1 protein-coding gene is annotated in these 1,289 nt (G+C 74.3%); it reads left to right on the top strand.

Annotated elements, in window-relative coordinates; all coding sequences use genetic code 11:
• The first annotated feature begins 179 nt into the window (after positions 1–179).
• A complete protein-coding gene (locus H5J30_RS33900; RefSeq protein ID WP_181791636.1) occupies positions 180–962 on the top strand; it encodes a TIGR03936 family radical SAM-associated protein in 783 nt (260 codons plus the stop codon).
• The last annotated feature ends 327 nt before the right edge of the window (positions 963–1,289 follow it).

Genomic DNA, 1,289 nt, shown 5'->3' with positions numbered 1-1,289 from the left:
GCCCGTTCCGCGGCGGCGCCGGCGGCCAACGCGGCGTGCGTACGACCCAGATGAAAGACCGACGGAGCGCAGCCGCCGGAAAAGCGGGCACGTACCCTGGGGGCAGGACAAGCTCTCGGACGAAGGACTGAACGACTCTGGGCAAGCGACAGCCCGAAGGCCCGCCGCCCGCACCCCCGGTGCAGCGCATCCGACTCCGCTACACCAAGCGCGGCCGCCTCCGGTTCAACAGCCACCGCGACTTCCAGCGCGCCTTCGAGCGGGCGCTGCGCCGGGCCGAGGTGCCCATGGCGTACTCCGCGGGCTTCACCCCCCACCCCAAGGTCTCGTACGCGAACGCGGCCCCCACGGGCACCGCGAGCGAGGCCGAGTACCTGGAGATCGCGCTCAGCGAGGCCCGTGACCCGGAGCTGCTGCGCGCGCTGCTCGACGAGTCCCTGCCCGAAGGACTCGACGTCGTCGACGCCGTCGAGGCCCGCGCCCCGGGACTCGCCGACCGGCTGGGGGCCTCGGTGTGGGAGCTACGGCTCGACGGCGTGCCGCCCGCCACGGCCGAGGAGGCGGTACGCGCCTTCCTGGCCGCGGAGGCGGTCGAGGTGGAACGGCAGACCAAGAAGGGGATGAGGACCTTCGACACACGCGGCGCGGTGGCCGCGCTCGACGTGCTCCCGGACGGGGGCGATAGGCCGCAGGCGGGTCCCTGTGCGATACTGCGGCTGGTAGTGCGGCACCTGACACCTGCCGTACGACCTGACGACGTCCTGTCCGGCCTGCGAGTCGCGGCTGACCTGGCGCCGCCGGTCCCGGCAGCGGTGACCAGGCTGGCGCAGGGGCCGCTCGACCCGGAGACCGGCACGGTGACCGATCCGCTTGCGCCGGACCGCGACGATGCCACGGCCCTCGCCGCCACACCGCAGGTCGCGAGTGGAACCCCGCCCACGGCAGGGGACGGCACCGGGTAGGGACGGTGTCGAAGCGCCGCCGGTGGACGAGGGAGCCACCCCGGACCCGGCAGGCGCATGGACCAGCAGACTTTCGCCGGTCCGCCCGAGGAGGGCGGGTCCGGCGAGCGAGACAAGAGCCCTCGCGCGGCGCATACGTCCCGGGCGGTGGCCCTGTGCACGGCACGGGCGCCGCCGTCGTACGGGGGGTGGCGCCCGGGGGCGTGACGGGAGAACCGCCCGCATGCTCGAACCGATTGAGCCTTCGGAAGCGCAGTCGCCTTCCGCGGGCAGCACCGGCGATGCCGAAGCCGCCGTCGGCGGCCCACTCGACACCCCCAGTGACCG

This window comes from Streptomyces phytophilus (assembly GCF_013870535.1).
In the GTDB taxonomy this organism is placed as follows: Bacteria; Actinomycetota; Actinomycetes; order Streptomycetales; family Streptomycetaceae; genus Streptomyces; species Streptomyces phytophilus.
Note: the sequence above shows the minus strand (reverse complement) of the source record. Positions and strands in the feature narration are given on the sequence as shown.